At 60.5% G+C, this 18,212-nt stretch carries 18 protein-coding genes; 14 read left to right on the top strand and 4 right to left on the bottom strand.

Translation table 11 applies throughout. From position 1 onward, the window contains the following. Window positions 1-36 precede the first annotated feature (36 nt). The 8 genes from ada to MHH62_RS02875 all read left to right on the top strand — a co-directional run bounded on the left by ada (window position 37) and on the right by MHH62_RS02875 (window position 8,534). Window positions 37-1,110: a bifunctional DNA-binding transcriptional regulator/O6-methylguanine-DNA methyltransferase Ada gene (gene ada / locus MHH62_RS02910; protein WP_200599159.1), complete on the top strand. Its 1,074-nt coding sequence runs from the start codon at window positions 37-39 to the stop codon at window positions 1,108-1,110. Between the two features lie 71 nt (window positions 1,111-1,181). After that, window positions 1,182-2,246 carry a nitronate monooxygenase gene (locus MHH62_RS02905; RefSeq protein WP_014718519.1) on the top strand — a complete coding sequence of 355 codons (1,065 nt, stop codon included), beginning with the start codon at window positions 1,182-1,184 and terminating at the stop codon, window positions 2,244-2,246. A 112-nt stretch (window positions 2,247-2,358) separates the two neighbouring features. Next, window positions 2,359-3,111: a molybdate ABC transporter substrate-binding protein gene (gene modA / locus MHH62_RS02900; protein WP_339232419.1), complete on the top strand. Its 753-nt coding sequence runs from the start codon at window positions 2,359-2,361 to the stop codon at window positions 3,109-3,111. Further along, complete coding sequence (gene modB, locus MHH62_RS02895) at window positions 3,112-3,792, top strand: molybdate ABC transporter permease subunit (RefSeq protein ID WP_339232418.1); 681 nt, start codon at window positions 3,112-3,114, stop codon at window positions 3,790-3,792. It begins immediately after the preceding gene. Window positions 3,793-3,797: 5 nt separating this feature from the next. Continuing rightward, the gene (gene modC / locus MHH62_RS02890) at window positions 3,798-4,877 is read left to right on the top strand and encodes a molybdenum ABC transporter ATP-binding protein (RefSeq protein ID WP_032903032.1); all 1,080 of its coding nucleotides are present in this window, start codon (window positions 3,798-3,800) and stop codon (window positions 4,875-4,877) included. A gap of 74 nt (window positions 4,878-4,951) precedes the next feature. Continuing rightward, a complete protein-coding gene (locus tag MHH62_RS02885; RefSeq protein WP_339232416.1) occupies window positions 4,952-6,001 on the top strand; it encodes a DNA topoisomerase IB in 1,050 nt (349 codons plus the stop codon). 124 nt (window positions 6,002-6,125) lie between these two features. Continuing rightward, on the top strand, window positions 6,126-7,760 hold the full coding sequence (locus tag MHH62_RS02880) for an ABC-F family ATP-binding cassette domain-containing protein (RefSeq protein ID WP_339232413.1): 1,635 nt from the start codon (window positions 6,126-6,128) through the stop codon (window positions 7,758-7,760). A gap of 69 nt (window positions 7,761-7,829) precedes the next feature. Continuing rightward, complete coding sequence (locus MHH62_RS02875) at window positions 7,830-8,534, top strand: YoaK family protein (protein WP_339232411.1); 705 nt, start codon at window positions 7,830-7,832, stop codon at window positions 8,532-8,534. 147 nt (window positions 8,535-8,681) lie between these two features. Here the strand turns inward: MHH62_RS02875 and MHH62_RS02870 are convergent, their stop codons facing one another. The 4 genes from MHH62_RS02870 to MHH62_RS02855 form a co-directional block, all read right to left on the bottom strand. Next, on the bottom strand, window positions 8,682-9,035 hold the full coding sequence (locus tag MHH62_RS02870) for a hypothetical protein (RefSeq protein WP_032903026.1): 354 nt from the start codon (window positions 9,033-9,035) through the stop codon (window positions 8,682-8,684). A gap of 172 nt (window positions 9,036-9,207) precedes the next feature. Then, on the bottom strand, window positions 9,208-9,519 hold the full coding sequence (locus tag MHH62_RS02865; protein ID WP_014718527.1) for an AzlD domain-containing protein: 312 nt from the start codon (window positions 9,517-9,519) through the stop codon (window positions 9,208-9,210). After that, window positions 9,516-10,211, bottom strand: coding sequence for an AzlC family ABC transporter permease (locus MHH62_RS02860; protein ID WP_014718528.1), 696 nt, complete (start codon window positions 10,209-10,211; stop codon window positions 9,516-9,518). The genes MHH62_RS02865 and MHH62_RS02860 overlap by 4 nt, the downstream gene beginning before the upstream one ends. Window positions 10,212-10,283: 72 nt before the next feature. Then, window positions 10,284-10,499, bottom strand: a complete 216-nt coding sequence (locus MHH62_RS02855; RefSeq protein WP_003191339.1) for a hypothetical protein — start codon at window positions 10,497-10,499, stop codon at window positions 10,284-10,286. Between the two features lie 177 nt (window positions 10,500-10,676). Here MHH62_RS02855 and MHH62_RS02850 point away from each other — a divergent pair, with 177 nt between their 5' ends. From MHH62_RS02850 to mgtA, 6 genes are all read left to right on the top strand, one after another. After that, a complete protein-coding gene (locus MHH62_RS02850; protein WP_014718529.1) occupies window positions 10,677-11,033 on the top strand; it encodes a metalloregulator ArsR/SmtB family transcription factor in 357 nt (118 codons plus the stop codon). 19 nt (window positions 11,034-11,052) lie between these two features. Beyond that, entirely contained in the window at window positions 11,053-12,336 is a 1,284-nt protein-coding gene (locus tag MHH62_RS02845; protein WP_014718530.1) for an arsenic transporter, read from the top strand. Window positions 12,337-12,347: 11 nt separating this feature from the next. Then, window positions 12,348-12,830, top strand: a complete 483-nt coding sequence (locus tag MHH62_RS02840; protein ID WP_168223843.1) for an arsenate reductase ArsC — start codon at window positions 12,348-12,350, stop codon at window positions 12,828-12,830. A gap of 1,152 nt (window positions 12,831-13,982) precedes the next feature. After that, a complete protein-coding gene (locus MHH62_RS02835; RefSeq protein ID WP_014718532.1) occupies window positions 13,983-14,594 on the top strand; it encodes a LysE family transporter in 612 nt (203 codons plus the stop codon). Between the two features lie 316 nt (window positions 14,595-14,910). Next, window positions 14,911-15,204: a hypothetical protein gene (locus MHH62_RS02830; protein ID WP_038450218.1), complete on the top strand. Its 294-nt coding sequence runs from the start codon at window positions 14,911-14,913 to the stop codon at window positions 15,202-15,204. 236 nt (window positions 15,205-15,440) lie between these two features. Beyond that, complete coding sequence (gene mgtA / locus MHH62_RS02825; RefSeq protein WP_339232407.1) at window positions 15,441-18,155, top strand: magnesium-translocating P-type ATPase; 2,715 nt, start codon at window positions 15,441-15,443, stop codon at window positions 18,153-18,155. The last annotated feature ends 57 nt before the right edge of the window (window positions 18,156-18,212 follow it).

Here is an 18,212-nt window from a genome sequence, read left to right as displayed (position 1 = left end):
GCTTAATCTGCTCCTGAACCGTCAAGAGTGCAGGCCATGAACAACGAACACGATCCGCGCTGGGCTGCCATTATTGCCCGTGATGCCAAGGCTGACGCCTTGTTTGTCTACGGCGTGAAAACCACCGGCGTGTATTGCCGCCCCAGCAGCGCTTCGCGTTTGCCGCGCCCGGAGAATGTCGAATTTTTCGACACGCCGGCGCAGGCCGAAGCCGCCGGTTATCGTCCCAGTAAACGCGCTGCCGGCGACCAGACGCAGTTGGCTGCACACCATGGGCAATTGGTGGCCGAAGCCTGCCGGCAAATCGAACAAGCCGAAACCCCGCCTAGCCTGGACGCGCTCGCCCGATCCGCCGGGCTGAGTCCGTTTCACTTTCACCGCGTATTCAAAGCCAACACCGGGTTGACCCCCAAGGGTTACGCCAGCGCCCTGCGTTCGCGCAGAGTGCGCGACGGCCTCAAGGGCCAGCATTCGGTGACAGACACCCTGTACGACGCGGGCTTTAATTCCAATAGCCGCTTTTATGAAGCCGCCGACCAGGTGCTCGGCATGAAACCGCGAGATTACAAAGGCGGCGGCGCCAATAACACCATCCGCTTTGCCGTTGGCCAGTGCTCGCTGGGGGCGATTCTGGTGGCGCAAAGCCAACGTGGCGTGTGTGCGATTTTATTGGGTGATGATCCGGACAAACTGGTGCGCGACCTGCAAGACCAGTTTCCCAAGGCTGAGTTGATCGGCGCGGATCAGGGGTTCGAACAACTGGTGGCCCAGGTCGTTGGCTTTGTCGAGGCCCCTGCCGTGGGCCTGGATTTGCCCTTGGACCTGCGCGGCACGGCCTTTCAGGAGCGGGTGTGGCAGGCGTTGCGCGAAATCCCTGCGGGCAGCACCGCCAGCTATGCGCAGATTGCCGAGCGTATCGGCGCACCCTCCTCCTTTCGCGCCGTGGCCCAGGCGTGTGGTGCCAACCACCTGGCGGTGGCGATTCCCTGTCATCGCGTGGTGCGCAGCAATGGCGAGCTGTCGGGCTACCGCTGGGGCGTAGAGCGCAAGCGCCAGTTACTTGAGCGCGAAACCCAGTCCCACAAAAGGCCGCTCCCGTCCAGTGAATAAAACAGACTGGCCGGGTGCTGATTGCCCTGCTAAAACAGCGAAAAGCCCTACTAACGCTGGAGAAGCAACCCATGAGCACCTGGCCAGACACCCGCATTCTTGACCTGTTGGGCATTGAGGTGCCGATCATCCAGGCGCCGATGGCTGGCGCGACGACCACCGCCATGGTCATCGCCGCTCAGCAAGCCGGTGCCCTGGGCTCCATGCCTGCGGCGGCGCTGAGCCTGGAGCAACTGCGCGAGGCCTTGGCCCTCATTCGCCAGGCCAATCATGCGCCGCTGAACGTCAACTTCTTCTGCCATCAACCGTCCGATGCCGATGAAGCGCGGGATCAGGCTTGGAAGGCCTTGCTGCAACCTTACTACCATGAGCTGGGCGCCGACTTTGATGCGCCAACCCCGGTGTCCAACCGTGCGCCGTTCAATGACGCAGCCTGCCAGGTGGTGGAAGCGTTTCGGCCAGAAGTGGTGAGCTTTCATTTTGGCCTGCCAGAGAAGTCTTTGCTGGACCGGGTAAAAGCCACCGGTGCCAAGGTGCTGTCATCGGCCACCACCGTCGAGGAAGCCGTGTGGCTGGAACAGCACGGCTGCGACGCGATCATCGCCATGGGCATCGAAGCGGGTGGGCACCGTGGCCTGTTTCTCAGCGATGACCTCAATAGCCAGATCGGCTTGATGGCGCTGCTGCCACAGATCGTCGACGCGGTCAGCGTGCCGGTGATTGCTGCGGGCGGAATCGCCGATGCACGCGGCATCGTTGCGGCCTTTGCCCTCGGCGCTTCGGCGGTGCAGATCGGCACGGCGTACCTGTTCACGCCCGAAGCCACTGTAAGCGCCGCCCATCACCATGCGCTGCGCCATGCCCAGGCCAGCGAAACCGCGCTGACCAACCTGTTCACCGGCCGCCCGGCGCGGGGCATCGTCAACCGGGTGATGCGTGAACTCGGCGCAATCAACCCAGCGGCGCCGGCGTTCCCCAAAGCGGGAGGCGCATTAATGCCACTCAAGGCCAAGGATGAAGCCGGTTTCAGCAACCTGTGGGCGGGCCAGGCTCTGAGGCTGGGCAAAAACCTGTCCACCTATGACCTGACCCGCGAATTGGCCGAGCACGCGATAGCCAGATTCACCCGCGACTGACCTGCGCAGCAACTTGGTGCTGTACCGGTAATAGCCTACCGCTATATATTCCCATACATAGCGGTAAGCCTTTTTACCTACAACCTGCCGTACACCTTCAAGGAGTTGCTTCATGATGACCCGCGTTTCGCGCCTGGCCCCCCTGCTTGCCGCCTTTGCCTTGGGTACGGCCCATGCCGACGAAGTGCAGGTGGCCGTGGCCGCCAACTTCACTGCCCCGATACAGGTGATTGCCGCCGACTTCGAGAAAGACACCGGCCATAAACTGGTCGCGGCCTACGGTGCCACCGGGCAGTTCTACACCCAGATCAAGAATGGCGCGCCGTTTGAAGTGTTCCTCAGCGCCGATGACACCACCGCGCAAAAACTCGAAAGCGAAGGCGCTACCGTCAAGGGTTCACGCTTCACCTACGCGGTCGGCACCCTGGCGCTGTGGTCGGCCAAAGAAGGCTATGTGGATGCCAACGGTGATGTGCTGAAGAAAAACCAATTCAAGCACTTGTCCATCGCCAACCCCAAAACAGCGCCCTACGGCCTGGCCGCCACCCAGGTACTGGCCAGGGAAGGCTTGACTGACAAGGTCAAGGACAAGCTCGTCGAGGGCCAGAACATCACCCAGGCTTATCAGTTTGTGGCTACCGGCAACGCCGAGCTGGGTTTTGTGGCCTTGTCGCAAATCTACAAAGACGGCAAAGTCACCGGCGGTTCGGCGTGGATTGTTCCGGCCTCCCTGCATGACCCGATCAAACAGGACGCCGTAATCCTCAACAAGGGCAAGGACAGCGCCGCCGCCAAGGCCCTGGTGGACTACCTCAAAGGCCCGAAAGCGGCTGCCGTTATCAAATCCTACGGTTACGAGCTGTAAATGCCCCTGACAAGTGCTGATGTTTCTGCGATCTGGTTGACCCTCAAACTGGCCTCGTTGACCACCCTGATCCTGTTGATCATCGGCACACCGATCGCCCTGTGGCTGTCGCGCACCCGTTCCAAGTGGCGCGGCCCCATCGGCGCAGTGGTCGCACTGCCGTTGGTGTTGCCGCCAACGGTCATCGGCTTTTACTTGCTGTTGGCCATGGGGCCCAATGGGTACGTCGGCCAATTCACGCAGTGGCTGGGCCTGGACACCCTCACCTTCAGTTTCGCCGGGCTGGTGATTGGCTCGGTGATCTACTCCATGCCCTTCGTGGTGCAGCCGTTGCAGAATGCGTTTTCTGCCATCGGCACGCGCCCGCTGGAAGTGGCCGCGACCTTGCGCGCCAACCCGTGGGACACGTTTTTCACGGTGATCCTGCCGCTGGCACGCCCTGGGTTTATCACCGCCTCGATTCTGGGCTTCGCCCATACCGTTGGTGAGTTCGGCGTGGTGCTGATGATCGGCGGCAATATCCCGGACAAGACCCGTGTCGTCTCGGTGCAAATCTACGACCACGTCGAAGCCATGGAATATGCCCAGGCCCATTGGCTGGCCGGGGCCATGGTGGTATTCGCCTTCCTCGTGTTGCTGGCGCTCTATTCCAGCCGTAAAACCAAGATGGGCTGGAGTTGATCGCGATGATGGATATACGCCTGCACCTGAAATATTCCGCCTTCGCACTGGATGTGGACCTGCAATTGCCCGGCCGTGGCGTGAGCGCGCTGTACGGACATTCCGGTTCAGGCAAGACCACCTGCCTGCGCTGCATCGCCGGTCTGGAACGCGCCGAACACGGTTTTGTGCACATCAACGACGAGGTGTGGCAAGACAGCCGCAAAGGGCTGTTTGTGCCGCCGCATAAACGCGCCCTGGGCTATGTGTTCCAAGAGGCGAGCCTGTTTCCTCACCTGTCGGTGCTCGCCAATCTGGAGTTCGGCCTCAAACGTATCCCACGCCCGCAACGGCGCGTGGACATGGCCCAGGCCACCGAACTGTTGGGTATCGGGCACTTGCTTGAGCGTCATCCGCAACACTTGTCCGGCGGCGAGCGCCAGCGCATCGGCATCGCCCGCGCCTTGCTCACCAGCCCCAAGTTGTTGTTGATGGATGAACCGCTGGCGGCCCTGGACAGCCAGCGCAAAAGCGAGATATTGCCTTACCTGGAACGCCTGCACGACGAGCTGGATATCCCGGTGCTCTACGTCAGCCATGCCCAGGACGAAGTGGCGCGACTGGCCGACCATATCGTTCTGCTCAGCGACGGCAAGGCCCTGGCCAGTGGCCCGATCGGCGAGACCCTGGCGCGCCTCGACCTGCCCTTGGCGCTGGGCGACGATGCCGGCGTGGTGATCGCCGGCAGCGTCGTTGCCTACGACGCGCACTATCAGTTGCTCACTCTGCAGTTGCCCGATTGCCCGTTGCAGATGCGCGTGGCCCATGTCCCGCTGGCGGTGGGCAACCCGCTGCGGGTCAAGGTCCAGGCGCGGGATGTAAGCCTGAGCCTGCAGGCCCAAGAACACAGCAGCATCCTCAACCGCTTGCCGGTGACCGTCACCCAGACTATCGGCGCGGACAACAGCGCCCATGTGCTGGTGCGCCTGGACGCCGGCGGCACGCCGTTACTGGCGCGCATCACGCGCTTCTCCCGCGACCAATTGCAACTGCATCCGGGCCAGACGTTGTGGGCGCAAATCAAGGCGGTGGCCGTACTGGCTTAAGCATTTGGCACGACCGCAGGGCGCTGCGGTCAATCAGACATACCGGCCTGATTTGTTGCCAAGGAACCCGCCCCATGCCTGACTCTTCGTTACCCGCCGACCTGCCTCGCGACCTGCATTATGTGGATGACACCCAGCCCGGCATCCGCCGTAAAAAAGTGCGAGGCAAATTCCAGTATCTGAACGCCAAAGGCGAGCGCATTACCGACGCGGACGAAATCAAACGCCTGAACGCCTTGGCGGTGCCACCCGCCTACACCGATGTGTGGATCTGCGCCGACCCTCGCGGCCACCTGCAAGCCACCGGCCGCGACACCCGTGGCCGTAAGCAGTACCGTTACCACCCACGCTGGCGCGAGGTGCGCGACAGCGACAAGTACTCGCGCTTACAGGCTTTTGGCGCCGCTTTGCCCAGATTGCGCAAACAGCTCGAAGCACAAATCGCCGAGCCGGGGTTTACCCGCGAAAAGGTGTTGGCCACGGTGGTGATGTTGCTGGACGCCACGCTGATCCGCGTCGGTAATACCCAATATGCCCGCGAAAACAAATCCTACGGCCTGACCACCCTGCGCAACCGCCATGTGGACATCAAGGGCAGCGAGATCCAGTTCCAGTTTCGTGGCAAGAGTGGCGTGGAGCACCAAGTCAGCGTCAAGGATCGGCGCCTGGCCCGGGTGGTCAAGCGTTGCATGGAATTGCCAGGGCAAAACCTGTTCCAGTACCTGGACGAAGACGGTGAGCGGCATACCGTCAGCTCCCAGGACGTCAACGACTACCTGCACCGCCTGACCGGCGAAGACTTTACCGCCAAGGACTACCGCACCTGGGCCGGCACAGCAATGGCGCTGGCGGTGTTGCGCGAGTTGGCGTGGCAGCCCGAATCCGACGCTAAGCGGCATGTGGTGGCGATGGTCAAGGATGTCGCCCGGCAGCTGGGCAACACGCCGGCGGTGTGCCGCAAGTGCTATATCCACCCGGCGGTGCTTGAGCATTTCAGCCTCGGTGAATTGTCGAAGCTGCCCAAGCCGCGAGTGCGCAAAGGCCTGAAAGCCGAAGAAGTCGCGCTGGCAATGTTCCTGGAAAAACTGGCCGAAGACTTGCCGCACAAAGTTAAGGTGGGTTAGGCTCTGCCTCCCTTCTGACTCACGGGATGACCGCCGACGTGAACAACTAAGCCTTCCAAAATGTATCTGCAACGAGCCGCCTGGCGCGCTTGTTGGCCTGTTCGACATTTTTTTGGAGGTGCTGATGACTGACGTCAAACGGCTGCCCGCACTTGTTTCCCTGCAACACCTGTCTTTCCAGTTCGCCAATGGCGAAACCTTGCTGGCCGACGTGAACCTGTCCATTGATCAAACGCCTACCGGTATCGTCGGGCGCAATGGACGGGGCAAAAGTATCCTGGCCAAGTTGATGGCCGGCGTGCTGCTGCCCTCCTCCGGCACGTTGAAAAAACCGGCCCACGTTGCCTATGTGCCCCAGGCCATCACGGCTCAACCAGGGCAAACCATCGCCGATATCACCGCAACTGCCGCGGCCTTGGCTGCCCTTGAGCGAATGGGCCAGGGCGATGCACGCCTCGGTGACCTGGAACTGATCGACGATCGCTGGGACCTCGCCGAACGCCTGCGTCAGGCACTGGATGCAGCGGGTTTGCAGACTCTCAGTGGCAGTACCCCGGCCGATCAACTCAGCGGCGGCCAACTTGCCAGGGTCGCGCTGATCGGGGCGTTGTTGGCGGCGCCGCAGTTGCTGATTCTGGATGAGCCCAGCAACCATCTTGATGCTGACGGGCGCGACTGGCTGTTGCGTGTGTTGCGCGATTGGCGCGGTGGCCTGGTGGTGGTCAGCCATGATCGACAGTTGCTCAATGCCATGGGCCGCATCATCGAGCTGTCGCCCCTGGGCATTCAAGTGTATGGCGGCAACTACGATGCCTATCGCCAGCAACGCGACACTCATCAGCAGGCCGCGATTGCTGCGTGGGAACAGGCGCGTCTGGCCCGCAGCCGCGAGCGTCGGCGCCTGCAAAAAGATCACGACGACCTGCAGCGCCACGCCGCACGCGCACGTAAACAGGCCGAGACCGCAAACGTCGACCGTTTTACCAAGGCCCGCTGGAAAAGCGCAGCCAAGGAGATTGTCAGCACGGTACGCAGTGCCCATCACGAACACAAAAACCAACTCGACGCCCAAGTGCGCCAAGCTTACGAGCGCGTGGCGGATGAGACGCCCACACTGCTCGCATTACCAGGCTCAACCGTCCCGAATGGCCGCCAGGTGCTGGTGCTGGAACAGGCGCAATTACCCTGGCTTGATCCCCAAGCACCCGCCAGCTACCTGACGCTCAACCTGACAGGCCCGGCTCGCGTTGCCGTACGTGGGCCGAACGGTTGCGGCAAATCGACCTTGCTCAAAGTGCTAGCCGGCCACTGGCAGGCGGTCAGTGGCGAGTGCAGCGTCGCGGTGCCCAGCGCCTATATCGATCAGCACCTGGCGCTGCTGGACGACCGTCGCAGCCTTGTCGAGCAACTCAACCTGCTCGACACGCCCCTGGCCGAAGCCGAACTGCGCACACGTCTGGCGTTGTTGCAGTTGGACGCGCTGCGGGTTACGCAGCCGGCAGGGCAACTCAGCGGCGGCGAGCGCTTGAAAGCTGCGATGGCCGTAGCCTTGTGGCGTGAGACACCGGCGCAATTACTGTTATTGGATGAACCCACCAATCACCTGGACCTGGAGTCGGTGCTGGCGTTTGAGCAGGCATTGAAGGGGTTTGCCGGCGCGCTGCTGGCCGTATCACACGACGAGGCATTCTTGCAGGCGATTGAGCCGACTCACCATCTGACGTGGCACGCCATCGGCTGGCAACTGGAGCGTGTCTGAGGTTATTGCGCAGACAGGCAAAGCGTCCTACGGTAGTGGCCGGATAATCTCACCGAGGAAACCGGCCCCATGCTGCCTTCGTCTCGCAAGCCTTACACCAATGCCACGCTCGCCCATCGACAGCGCTGGCGCGGGCGGGTGGGCTTGATGCTGGTGGCTTGTCTGTCGATGGTGGCGGGTATGACCGATGCCATCGGTTTTATGGCCAGCGGCGATTTCGTCTCGTTCATGAGCGGTAACACCACGCGCCTGGCGGTGGCCATCAGTGCGGGCGACCTGGGGCTCACCGGGCGGCTGGTGCTCCTGGTCGCCACCTTCGTGGTCGGTAATGCCTTGGGCGTGCTGGTCAGCCGTTTCAGCAAGCGCCATGCGTTGCCCTTATTGCTCTGCATCGGCGCCTTGCTCTGTGCTGCGGCGTTGTGGCCATCGACCGACACCTTGCCCGCGTTGCTCGCAGCGATCATTGCCATGGGCATGCTCAACGCGGCCGTCGAGGAGGTGAACGGGTTACCGGTGGGGCTGACCTACGTCACCGGAGCGCTGTCACGCTTTGGTCGCGGGCTGGGCCGTTGGTTATTGGGCGAGCGCCGCAATGGCTGGCGCGTGCAATTGATTCCGTGGGGCGGGATGTTCATTGGCGCTGTGATCGGTGCACTGCTGGAACAGCAGATGGGACTGCGCGCATTGTGGGTCAGTGGTGCGTTGGCTGGGGCCTTGGGGGTGGCGACACTGTTGATTCCGCGACGCTGGCACTTGGGTTTCATGCCCCGTTGAGGTGGGGTGGAGGAGCTCGTTCGACGTTTAAGCCTCGACATCCGTGTACCGGTAAAGAGCCATCACGTCGAACGAGCGAGTGAATCATAAGCCAATGCCCGGCGGCTGTCCCGCCAGGCGTTTCGGAATATGACTAAGGCAACCGACTTACAGACAAGTGGCCAGTGCTGCCAGGCGACGTTTGGCTGGCATCGTGTCCTGAGCGGCGTAGTAGTTGACCGTAGAACCCGCGCCGGTGCTGAGTACATCGACAAAGTAATCGCCACCGGTGGTGTACACCGTAAAACCACCCGCCTCGGTCGCTTCCTTGAAGCCGCCGGCATCGATGCCGAACACGCTTTCATCCTGCCAACCGAACTGGATGCATTGGGCAACCACCAGAGTGGCCTTGTCCGATGCCAGGGTCTTGTAGGGGCTGCCTGCGCGCGCCTCTTTCATCTTGGAACCTGCACAACCGGCCAGTGCCGCCAGTATCAATGCGCCTATTACCACTTTGTGCATGCCATTGCTTCCTTGGAAAAACCGTGACTCTACCACTGTGCGAAAGCCAACTGACGCGCCCATGAACTTTGTTTCACTGTGAAAGGCAAACACGCCGCCTATAGTGGCCAGGCTCATTTTTTGGAAGTCTCCCTTCTGCCCGCCACCCCGCGGGCTTTTTTTTGCCTGGGTATCAAAACCACCAACGGAACAGATAGAACAGCGCCATGCTCAATAGCACGGTGGTCAATACGCTGCGCGTCCAATACATCAACGCCACGGCGCAGATGCCGGCCAGCAGGTAAGGGTTGCTCGGGCTCAGGTTAAGCCGATGGTCAGCCAGAAAAATAATCGGCCCGCAGATCGCCGTGAGCATGCCCGGCACGGCGAAGCCCAAAAATTCACGCGCGCCGCGATTGAGCCGTACCGGCAAGCGTGGCTCGATAAACAGGTAACGGTTGAAGAACACCACCAGGCCCATGGCCACAATCATCAGGTAAATCATCGTTGCCCCACTCCCAGCCGTTTACAAGCAAACCCCGCGCTCATCCCCAACACACCCGAGACCACCACCGCCGACTCCCAATGCAGATAACTCAACCAGACCGAGCTCAGCAGTGCCACGGCAACGCATACCACCGTGGGCACGTCGCGCACCACGGGGGTGATCAAGGCGATAAAGGTGGCGGCAATCGAAAACTCCAGCCCCAATTGATCAAGGCCGGGAATGCTCTTGCCCAGCACAATGCCGGCAAGGGTGAAGAGGTTCCAGATCAGGTAAAACGTCAGGCCGACGCCCAGGGCGTACCAGCGATTGAAGGTCTGGCGGTCATAGTGGTTGACCAGGGCAAAGAATTCATCGGTCAACAAAAACCCCAGGCTCATGCGCCAGCGGGTGTTGAGCGAAGACAGTGTGGGACGCATATGCATGCCATAGAGCAGGTGCTGGGAGGTCAGCAGCAAGGTGGTCAGCACGATGGAAATCAGGCTGGCACCGCTCTTGACCATGCCGATGGCCACCAGTTGTGCGGCACCGGCAAACACAATGGCAGACAAGCCTTGGGCTTGCAGCGGGGTAAATTGCGCGTCGATGGCCATGGAGCCGGCCAGCAACCCCCAGGGCGCACACGCCAGGGATAAGGGAATGACGGCGATGGCGCCGCGGGTGAAGGCGTAATGAGGCAATGCAGTGGGCATGGAAAACGGCTCATCGACAGACAGTCGACAAGCATGCCAGCACGAACGAAGGCTTGTCTTGAACGATCTTGCTCAGGCGAGCTTGACTGATACCTGCTCCACCGAATCCCGGGCTTCGCGCAATTCATACGCATCCTGGTTCAGCCGGTGGATGGTATTGAGCAGGCGCTGGCGAAGCACTTCATCGCCGAGTTTTTCCACGGCGCGCATCAGGTCAAAGGCCGCGGTTTCGTTATTTTCCGCGACGGAATCCAGGGTCTTGCGCAGGTTGCGGGTGGCTCGGGTCACGCGGGGTCTTCCTTCATCAGCAATGGGCAGGCACGTTAGGACATTTGTGTTTCATTTTAATTTCAAACAGTTGTGGCGGTTTCAAAGGCCTTTGATCCATATCAATTGAAACAAGATTTGACCTATATATATGGAAATACGTATATTCGAATATATTCACTTGAAAAGTCCTTGATCATGTCAGACCTCCTCATCCCGACCGCCCTGTTCAAGTGCCTGGCCGATGCCACCCGTGCACGGGTGACCTTACTGATCCTGCGCGAAGGCGAACTTTGTGTGTGTGAGTTGATCCATGCCTTGGACGACAGCCAGCCAAAAATCTCCCGTCATCTCGCGCAATTGCGTAGTTGCGGGCTGCTGGTGGACCGACGTCAAGGGCAATGGATCTACTACCGCATCAATCCGGCACTGCCCGCCTGGGTTACTCAGGTGCTGGACACCACTCTGCAAGCCAACCAGCCATGGTTGCAGGATGACGCACTGCGTCTGAATGCAATGGGCGACAGACCACAACGGGCCAGCACCTGCTGCTGAGCCATCGGAGCTTTTATTCATGCTTGTCGCAATTGCGATTTTCCTCGTCACCATCGTGCTGGTCATCTGGCAACCCAAGGGTCTGGGCGTCGGCTGGAGTGCCACACTGGGGGCGATCCTGGCGCTGGCCTGTGGGGTGATCAGCCTGGCGGACATCCCAGTGGTGTGGCACATCATCTGGAACGCCACCGGTACCTTTGTCGCGCTGATCATCATCAGCCTGTTGCTGGACGAGGCCGGCTTTTTCGCCTGGACGGCCCTGCATGTGGCGCGCTGGGGCCGTGGCCGCGGCCGGCGGTTGTTTGCCTATATGGTGTTGCTGGGTGCGCTGGTATCGGCGCTGTTTGCCAACGACGGTGCGGCGTTGATCCTGACGCCTATCGTGATGTCGATGCTGTTGGCCTTGCGCTTTTCCCCGGCGGCGACCCTGGCCTTCGTCATGGGCGCCGGGTTTATCGCCGATACGGCGAGCCTGCCCTTGGTGGTGTCGAACCTGGTGAATATCGTTTCGGCGGACTATTTCAAGATCGGCTTCAACGAATATGCTGCCGTGATGGTGCCGGTGAACCTGGTCAGCGTGGCCGCGACCCTGGCAGTGCTGCTGTGGTTTTTTCGCCGGGACATTCCTCAAACCTACGACCCGGCTGACCTGGAAGACCCCAGCAGTGCCATCCATGACCCTGCGACGTTCCGCGCCGGTTGGTGGGTACTGGGTATTCTGCTCATCGGCTGTTTCGCCTTGGAACCTTTGGGTATTCCCATCAGTGCGATTTCCGCCGTCTGCGCCGTGCTGCTGCTGGTGATTGCCGCCAAGGGCCATAAGATTTCCACGCGCAAAGTCCTCAAGGAAGCGCCTTGGCAGATCGTGATTTTTTCCCTGGGCATGTACCTGGTGGTGTATGGCCTACGTAACGCCGGCCTGACCGACTACCTGGCCACCTGGCTCGACACCTTCGCCACCTATGGTGTGTGGGGCGCGGCCATGGGCACCGGGTTGCTGACGGCGCTGCTCTCATCGGCGATGAATAACCTGCCGACGGTACTGATTGGCGCATTGTCCATCGAGTCCAGCCATGCTGTGGGCGTGGTCAAGGACGCGATGATCTACGCCAACGTGATTGGCAGCGACCTGGGCCCGAAAATCACCCCCATAGGCAGTTTGGCCACTTTGCTGTGGCTGCATATCCTGGCGCGCAAAGGCATCACTATCACCTGGGGTTACTACTTCAAGGTCGGGATCGTGCTGACCTTGCCCGTGCTGCTGATCACCCTGGCCGCCCTCGCCTTGCGCTTGAGTTTCTAAAGGAACGCGCCATGAAAGTCCTGTTCATGTGTACCGCCAACAGTTGCCGCAGCATCTTGTCCGAAGCGATGTTCAATCACCTGGCGCCAGAGGGTTTCGAGGCGGTCAGCTCGGGCAGTTTTCCCAAGGGCCAGGTGTTGCCCCGTAGCCTGAGCACGCTGCAGGCGGCGGGCATCAGCATCGAAGGTTTGTACAGCAAGGGCAATGACGCCTTTCAAGGCTGCCCGCCGGATGTGGTCATCACCGTGTGCGATAAAGCAGCCGGTGAAGCGTGCCCGGTGTATTTTGGCCCGGCGGTGAAGACGCATTGGGGCTTGGAGGACCCCTCCGAGATGCAGGGTGATGAGGCGCAAGTAGACGCTGCATTCAAGGCCACCCTCGACATTATCACCGCACGCTGCGAAGCGTTTTTTGCGCTGCCCTTTGCGAGTTTATCGCCAGATGAATTGAAGGCTGCAGTCGACCGCATTGCCTCAACACCGCAGCCTTTTTAGGAGCGAGCTTGCTCACTCCTACAGGGTCCTGTGACAGGCGCTGACTCTGTGGGCAATGCATGACCAGTGTGGGAGCTGGCTTGCCTGCGAAAGCGTTGGTTCAGTAAAAGATTCAGTGGCTGACACACCGCCTTCGCGAGCAAGCCCGCTCCCACAGGAGATCTGCGCCGGGCGTTGATTCTGTGGGCAGTACATAACCAATGTGGGAGCTGGCTTGCCTGCGAAAGCGTTGGTTCAGTAAAAGATTCAGTGGCTGACACACCGCCATCGCGGGCAAGCCCGCTCCCACAGGGGATCTGCGCCGGGCGTTGATTCTGTGGGCAGTACATAACCAATGTGGGAGCTGGCTTGCCTGCGAAAGCGTTGGTTCAGTAAAAGATTCAGTGGCTGACACACCGCCATCGCGGGCAAGCCCGCTCCCACAGGGGATCTGCGCCGGGCGTTGATTCTGTGGGCAGTACATAACCAATGTGGGAGCTGGCTTGCCCGCGAAAGCGTTGGTTCAGTAAAAGATTCAGTGGCTGACACACCGCCTTCGCGGGCAAGCCCGCTCCCCCAGGGGATCTGCGCCGGGCGCTGATTCTGTGGGCAGTACATAACCAATGTGGGAGCTGGCTTGCCTGCGAAAGCGCTGGTTCAGTAAAAGATTCAGTGGCTGACACACCGCCATCGCGGGCAAGCCCGCTCCCACAGGGGATCTGCGCCGGGCGTTGATTCTGTGGGCAGTACATAACCAATGTGGGAGCTGGCTTGCCTGCGAAAGCGCTGGTTCAGTAAACGATTCAGTGGCTGACACACCGCCATCGCGGGCAAGCCCGCTCCCACAGGGGATCTGCGCCGGGCGTTGATTCTGTGGGCAGTACATAACCAATGTGGGAGCTGGCTTGCCTGCGAAAGCGTTGGTTCAGTAAAAGATTCAGTGGCTGACACACCGCCATCGCGGGCAAGCCCGCTCCCACAGGGGATCTGCGCCGGGCACTGATTCTGTGGGCAATGCATGACCAGTGTGGGAGCTGGCTTGCCTGCGATGGCGGTGGTTCAGTTGAAGATTGAGTGGCTGACATACCGCCATCGCGAACGTTCCTACAGAGGACGTGGTATCCCTCTCTCGGACTGACGTATGCTCTGGCACTTTCTCGAAAGGAACTGAGCATGCTGTCGATCTTTGTCTATGCGCTGGTATTCGGTTTTGTATTTTGCCTTTCTCCCGGCGCCGTGCTGGCAGAGACTCTGCGCCGCGGCTTGCTCCATGGCTTCACGCCGGCGTTGCTGGTGCAGTTCGGCTCACTGGTGGGCGACGCCGTCTGGGCCGTGATTGGCCTCACCGGTATCGCACTGCTGATTCAGCATGATGCAGTGCGGGTTCCACTTACAATCGTCTGTGCGCTCTACCTGGCCTGGCTGGGCATCCGCAGCCTGATTGATGCCTGGCAGTTACCCGCAACCGACAACGCCCCTGCCAGCTCAGGCAAAAATGCGTTGGCGGTGGGCGCGGCGATTTCCTTGGCTAATCCGAAAAACATCGTCTACTGGGGCGCCTTGGGCAGCGCACTGTCGGGGATTGTCGGCACCACCCCCAGTCACGGGCAGACCCTGATGTTTTTTGCCGGCTTCATGCTGGCGTCGGTACTCTCGTGTTTTCTTACCGCCGCCTTGGTGAACCTGCTACGCAAGAACGCATCACCTAGCTGGCAACGCGTGAGTTATGCGGCGTGCGGTTTAGTATTGATTTATCTGGCGATACTCGCCGCGCACGGTATATAAAGTTATCCAGCCAATAACTTGCATGCCTCTTGTCTGAACAAACTCTGAACACGGGCTAATTTAATTAATCATGCGTTGACATTCTGTGACGCCCTGAGTAGATTGCCCGTGCCCGCAACTGGGGCCTTTTTTAAACCTCACAAAAGAAGCCAATGGACACAGTATCTAGTCGCTGTCCGAGCGCCGCCTCTGCGGGCATCGGGCGCCAAACCCAGAATATGACAGGACTCGCGTTCCAGGTCCGGTAAGCTGCGCTAGAGCTTGATGCTCCATCGTAACTGCCTCACCGGTCGCCCGTCCGGTCCCGAGGTGTGTTATGACCTTCCAACTCCTTGTTTTGCCTGATACACGCACACTGGTCGCCGCCCTGCGCGCCAAGCTGTGCCGAGTGCCGGCGGGCTTTTCGCCAACCCGCTCGACCTTTGTCACACCCTCCCCTCAAGTGCGCCCGGCACCGCCGCTGGCGCACTGGCGCATCTGCCCTGAAAGCGGCCACCTGGTGCAGCATTGGGATCATGCTGACCCTCAAGACCCGCAGAGACCCAAGGTTTCCCGCCTGGCGCAAGCGCGCCTGATGCTCGGTCTTTACCTGAGCACTCGCGCCGCCTGAGCTAGCTGGAAACAGCAACTTTCTTATTGATGACCCTGGAGTTCTTTATGAACAAATCCAGTAGTAGCCCGCTGCACGCTCGTTAACTAACGCGCTGTTAGCGGGCCCTTCAGAAGTTATGTGAACACCTTATTTAAACCGATCGCAAAGTTTGCGGCTCGGCATGCTTTCGCTCGCCTGTATTCAGGTAAGTACCGGGTATGTTTTGTCGAGAATTGGCGACAGGAGTACAGACAATGAGCGCCGTAAAAAACACGCCTCTGCACAAAAAAAATGGCACCGCTGCCGACACCAAGCTGTCGATGCGTGCCGCCCGTGAAGCCCACAATGGCCTGGCGGCCACCCTCGCCAATGTACGGGCCACCCAGGACGGCCTGACCGAACTGGACGCTTCGGCGCGTCTGCAACGAGAAGGTTATAACGAAGTCGCCCACGACAAGCCGCCACACGCTATCGTCCAGTTCCTGCAGGCTCTGAACAACCCGTTCATCTACGTGCTGCTGACCCTGGGTGGCATCAGCTTTGTGACTGACTGCTGGCTGCCGATGCAGGAAGGCGAAGAAGCCGACCCGACCAAGGTCGTCATCATCATGACCATGGTGTTGCTCAGCAGCCTGCTGCGTTTCTGGCAGGAACACCGTTCGGCCAAATCCGCCGAGGCCCTCAAGGCCATGGTACGCACCACCGCCACCGTACTGCGCCGCGAGCAGGTTGGTGCTCAGCCCACCTTGCGCGAAGTGCCGATGCGTGACCTGGTGGCCGGCGATATCGTGCAATTGTCCGCCGGCGACATGATCCCCGCCGATATCCGCCTGATCGAGTCCCGCGACCTGTTTATCAGCCAGGCCGTGCTGACCGGCGAAGCCCTGCCGGTGGAGAAGTACGACACCCTGGGCGATGTCACGCAAAAATCCGCCTCTACCCTGGCCGCCGACCAGGGCAACTTGCTGGACTTGCCGAACATCTGCTTCATGGGCACCAACGTGGTCAGCGGCCGCGCTAAAGCAGTGGTGGTGGCAACGGGGCCGCGCACCTACTTTGGCTCCCTGGCCAAGGCGATTGTCGGCTCGCGGGTGCAAACCGCCTTCGACCGGGGCGTGAACAGTGTCAGTTGGCTGCTGATCCGCTTCATGCTGGTGATGGTGCCCATCGTGTTCTTCCTCAATGGCTTCTCCAAGGGCGATTGGGGTGATGCCTTCCTGTTTGCCCTGGCGGTCGCCGTCGGCCTTACCCCGGAAATGCTGCCGATGATCGTCAGCGCCAACCTGGCCAAGGGCGCCACGGCCATGGCCAAGCGCAAAGTAGTGGTCGAGCGCCTCAATGCGATCCAGAACTTCGGTTCGATGGACGTGCTGTGCACCGACAAGACCGGCACCCTCACCCAGGACAAGATCATCCTCGAACATCACGTCAATGCCTTCGGCCAGCGCGATGACGCCGTGCTGTCCCTGGCCTGGCTCAACAGCTTTCACCAGAGCGGCATGAAAAACCTGATGGACCAGGCAGTGGTGCAGTTCTCGGAACAAAACCCCAATTTCCAGGTGCCGTTTGCCTACAGCAAGGTCGATGAATTGCCGTTCGACTTTGTCCGTCGTCGCCTGTCGATCGTGGTCAAGGATGCCGCCGGTGACCAGTTGCTGGTGTGCAAGGGCGCGGTGGAAGAGATGCTGAGCATTTCTACCCATGTCATGGAGGCCGGCGAAGCCGTGCCCCTGGATGACCGCCGTCGTGAGGCACTGCTGGCACTCGCCAATGACTACAACGAAGACGGTTTCCGCGTGCTGGTGGTAGCGACCCGCAATATCCCTAAAGCGCTGGCCCGCCAGCAGTACACCACCAGCGACGAGCGCAACCTGGTGATCCAGGGCTTCTTGACCTTCCTCGACCCACCGAAAGAAACCGCAGGCCCGGCGATTGCGGCGCTGCAACAGATTGGCGTGGCGATCAAGGTGTTGACCGGTGACAACGCCGTGGTCACCAGCAAGATCTGCCGCCAAGTTGGCCTGGAACCCGGCCAGCCGCTGCTGGGCGTGGAAATCGAAGCCATGGACGACGCCACCTTGCTGCGTCGCGTGGAAGAACGCACGGTGTTCGCCAAGCTCACGCCGCTGCAAAAATCCCGCGTGCTCAAGGCGCTGCAAACCAACGGGCACACCGTCGGCTTCCTCGGCGACGGCATCAACGATGCACCGGCGCTGCGGGATGCCGATGTGGGTATTTCGGTGGACAGCGGCACCGACATCGCCAAGGAATCGGCCGACATCATCCTGCTGGAAAAGAGCCTGATGGTGCTGGAAGAAGGCGTGCTCAAGGGCCGCGAAACCTTCGGCAATATCATGAAGTACCTGAACATGACCGCCAGCTCCAACTTCGGCAACGTGTTCTCGGTGCTGGTGGCCAGTGCGTTCATCCCGTTCATGCCCATGCTGGCGATCCATCTGCTGCTGCAGAACCTGATGTATGACATCTCCCAACTGGCCCTGCCGTGGGACAAGATGGACAAGGAATACCTGGCCAAGCCACGCAAGTGGGATGCGAAAAACATCGGCCGCTTCATGATCTGGATTGGCCCTACCTCGTCGATCTTTGACATCACCACCTTTGCGCTGATGTGGTACGTGTTCTCGGCCAACAGTGTGGAAATGCAGACCCTGTTCCAGTCCGGCTGGTTTATCGAGGGGCTGCTTTCGCAAACCCTGGTGGTGCATATGCTGCGTACCCGCAAGATCCCGTTCTTCCAGAGCACGGCCGCCTGGCCGGTGTTGATGATGACCTGCATCGTGATCGCCCTGGGCATCTACGTACCGTTCTCACCACTGGGCACCCTGGTGGGCCTGCAACCGCTGCCGCTGGCGTACTTCCCATGGCTGGTGGGCACCTTGCTGGCTTACTGCTGCGTCGCCCAACTGATGAAGACGATCTACATCCGCCGCTTCAAACAGTGGTACTGACCCTCCCCGCCGTTCAAACGCAGGCGGCTGCCTGGTCGCCTGCGTGCAATACAAGGA

Origin of the sequence: Pseudomonas sp. FSL L8-0168, assembly GCF_037976155.1 — a bacterium.
GTDB classification, from domain to species: domain Bacteria; phylum Pseudomonadota; class Gammaproteobacteria; order Pseudomonadales; family Pseudomonadaceae; genus Aquipseudomonas; species Aquipseudomonas paracarnis.
This window is presented reverse-complemented; position numbering and strand designations above follow the sequence as displayed.